The organism is Streptomyces albidus (ex Kaewkla and Franco 2022), assembly GCF_013870515.1.
Taxonomy (GTDB): Bacteria; Actinomycetota; Actinomycetes; order Streptomycetales; family Streptomycetaceae; genus Streptomyces; species Streptomyces albidus.
Map to the genome: position 1 here is coordinate 1 of NZ_JACBXA010000424.1, position 2,996 is coordinate 2,996.

General features: G+C 69.8%; 4 protein-coding genes. All 4 read right to left on the reverse strand.

From position 1 onward, the window contains the following. Nucleotides 1-243: 243 nt before the first annotated feature. Nucleotides 244-465 (reverse strand): hypothetical protein, encoded by a 222-nt coding sequence (locus H5J26_RS30005; protein ID WP_181769109.1) that lies wholly within the window; start codon nt 463-465, stop codon nt 244-246. Between the two features lie 387 nt (nt 466-852). Then, complete coding sequence (locus tag H5J26_RS30010; protein ID WP_181769110.1) at nt 853-1,818, reverse strand: helix-turn-helix transcriptional regulator; 966 nt, start codon at nt 1,816-1,818, stop codon at nt 853-855. A 68-nt stretch (nt 1,819-1,886) separates the two neighbouring features. After that, a complete protein-coding gene (locus H5J26_RS30015) occupies nt 1,887-2,057 on the reverse strand; it encodes a hydrophobic protein (RefSeq protein ID WP_181769111.1) in 171 nt (56 codons plus the stop codon). A gap of 45 nt (nt 2,058-2,102) precedes the next feature. Further along, a partial coding sequence (locus H5J26_RS30020; protein ID WP_210771910.1) for a hypothetical protein occupies nt 2,103-2,996 on the reverse strand: 894 nt, incomplete at its 5' end.

The window sequence follows — 2,996 nt, forward strand, 5'->3', positions numbered from 1 at the left end:
GCGGACGACCGGCCTGTACCGGACCGACCATTCTACGACGGTTCGCTTAGGACCCTCTGGGGCCGCGCGGGAAGTAGCGGGCTCCCCCGGAGCCGGGAGGGGCCCAGCCGCCGGAGGGCAGACGGAGACGTACGCACCGCCTGATCCCCCGCTCTCGACATGCGTGTGGCCTTGGCATCCGAAGAGGGTGCCAAGGCCACACGCATGAGCCCGCGGGGCGGGCGCTCACTGCCGCAACGGGCGTCAGCCCGGCCAGCAGCGCACGACCGTGCCCGTGTCCTTGTCGACGGCAAAGTTCAGCCGCCCGGTCAGATACTCCATGGTGATGATCGCGTCCGGTGGGAGCGACCGCACGGTGGTCCAGCCACGTGCGTGCGCGCGCTCCTCGGCCTGGGCGGCGGAGAGCCCGACGTAGCTCTCGGGCTCGTCCTGGGGGGTGTCCTGGGCTGCGGATTCCGGTGCCATGAGGCCCACCGTACCGCCGGAAGTCAGTGCCGTATCTTCAGCTCGTCACACTCTTGTCACAGGCCCCTTCGTCTCCTTCGCCGACCCGGGCGTCACTCGTACGGGGCTTCTCTTCCGAGTCGTATTCCACTGCGAACAGCAACCGGATTCCAGTCCCGGAAAGCGTCACCGGACGCCCCGTCAGAAATTGCCGTACGCCTCGGAATTCCTTGTTCCGCCATCTTGCATTGCGCTTCCGTGCGGTCTCCGGAAACCCTGGATCGGGCCGCCTTCTTCCTGAGTCACAGCACGGAGAACCGTGGTTTCGGTGAAGCGTGACGAAGGAAGTCGCGGCCCGTGAGCGCTCGTGTTATTACCGTCACGCGACCGACGGGAACCGAGAAGTGGTCAACTTCCGCCCATGGCCCGCCCCAAGCGGTCCCGCAACGCCTCGACCTGCGCGAACAGCGCCTGAGGCTCCCGCACTTCGAAGTCGAAGCCGAGCATCAGGACGTAGGCGACGAGCACGTCGAGCGTCGGGGCGCCGATGCGCAGCAGACAGCTGTGCTCGTCAACGGCCTCCAGGGTGCCCGCGGACAGCGAGACCACCTCGGCTGCACTCTCCATCGGCACCCGCAGCAGCACGGTGGCGTGTTCGGCGTACGCCCTGACGGACACACCCTCCGAAACCCACGCGGCCAGATCCTCCGCCGGCGGTGTGCGAGGGGTGAAGCGGGGGCCGTGCGGCGGGGTGAGCGCGATGCGGTCGACGCGGAACGTACGCCAGTCCGCCCGGTCCACGTCCCAGCCCACGAGGTACCAGCGCCGGTACGTGCTCACCAGCCGGTGAGGCTCGACGGAGCGGCGGGTGGCCGCGCCCTCGTGCGACTCGTACGCGAAGCGAAGCTGCTGGTGATCGCGGCAGGCGTGGGCGAGTTCGGTGATGGTGGAAGCCTCGACGGCCGGTCCGCGGTGGGCGCGCGTCATCGGGACCGTATAAGCGTTGAGGGCGCTCACGCGGCGGCTCAGCCGGTGCGGCAGCACCTGTTCGAGCTTGGCCAGCGCGCGCACCGACGATTCCTCGATGCCCTGCACGCTGCCGCTCGCGGCGTTGCGAAGGCCGACCGCCACGGCCACGGCTTCCTCGTCGTCGAGGAGCAAAGGGGGAAGCTCGGCGCCCGCGCCGAGCTGGTAGCCGCCTGCGGTGCCGGTGGTGGAGTGCACCGGGTAGCCGAGACCGCGCAGCCGGTCGATGTCCCTGCGGACGGTGCGTGAAGTGACGCCGAGCCGGTCCGCCAGCTCGGCACCGGACCATTCACGGTGGGCTTGGAGCAGTGAGAGCAGACGCAGCAGCCGTGCCGAGGTCTCGACCATGCCGCCGAGTCTGCCAGCCCTCGCGGACAGCTACTGTCCGCGAGGGCTCGGCATCCTTCGGGGTTCGCCTACCAGCGATACCAGCGCGCCCTGCTTCCTCCTGCGTTGGTGCTGCGCAGCAGGAATCCGAGTAGCCAGATGACCAGGACCGCGACAGCGATCCACCAAAGCGCCTTCAGCGCGAAGCCCGCGCCGAAGAGGATCAGTGCCAGAAGCAGTACGAGCAGAATCGGAACCATGTGTGATTGCACCTCCACGGCACCGAGTCACCCCTCCTCCGCTTCCTACACCGCTTCGGGACAACTCACCCGCAAGGAAAGGTCGTTGTCGAGCGTGTAGTACGGCCTGACCGCACGGTCGCCGTCCACGTCGGACACGCGTTGCGGGGGGTAGCTGAAGATCCGCCGCTTGTCCGGGACATCGTCGAGTATCCGCGCGACGCGGACGGGCTCCGCGCCTTCCTCGGGGCGCAGCCACAGGTCCCACACCTGGTGCGTGGCCGGCAGCGCGGCGAAGGGCAGCGTCGCGGTGAACTCGGAGGCGGTTTCCCCCTCTTCCATGCCGTCGCCGAGGGCGTCGGCGCCCCGGACCACCTGCATGCCGACAGGTGTGCGGGCGGCGTCCCGTGCGTGCGCCTCGAGTCGTGCCGTGGGCCCCAGGCATACGCCGTAGAGCCTGCCGTGCAGGACCATGGCGCCGTCGGCGACGTGCAGTCGACCGGCTTCCGCGTGCGGCCAGCGCAGCCATGAACGGACGGTGAGATTGCCGAACTTGGTGGCGTAGGGAATCCGGACCCCCAGCCAGGTGCGTCCCACGCGCGGCACCCGGTCGATGAGCGAACGCAGATCGTGGACGCCGGGCAGCATCCGCCGCGGCTCTTCGTCGCCGAGAACGAGGTAGGCGTCCCAACGCCCCTCGGGCAGGGACATGATGCTGGGCAGTACGGCGCGCAGCGTGCCCTCCGTCCCGGCAGGGCCCAGCGGCAGCCGGACCGTGTCCGCCGGCCCTCCGCCTCCGCCGCGCCGGTGCAGCAGCATCGCGGCGTCACCCTCCGCTCCCGTTCCGGCGGCACCGCCCGTGGTGTCCGCGCCCTTGGCAGCGGGATCCGCGAGGCGCACGTCGAAGGTGAGGCCGCCGGCGCTGTCCGCGGTGCAATCCGCGCGCGGACGAGGGGTTCT

Excerpts from the sequence above, each read along its gene's own strand:
- H5J26_RS30015 (WP_181769111.1), bottom strand. The coding sequence starts at position 2,057 with ATGGTTCCGATTCTGCTCGTACTGCTTCTGGCACTGATCCTCTTCGGC.
- H5J26_RS30005 (WP_181769109.1), bottom strand. The coding sequence starts at position 465 with ATGGCACCGGAATCCGCAGCCCAGGACACCCCCCAGGACGAGCCCGAG.
- H5J26_RS30010 (WP_181769110.1), bottom strand. The coding sequence starts at position 1,818 with ATGGTCGAGACCTCGGCACGGCTGCTGCGTCTGCTCTCACTGCTCCAA.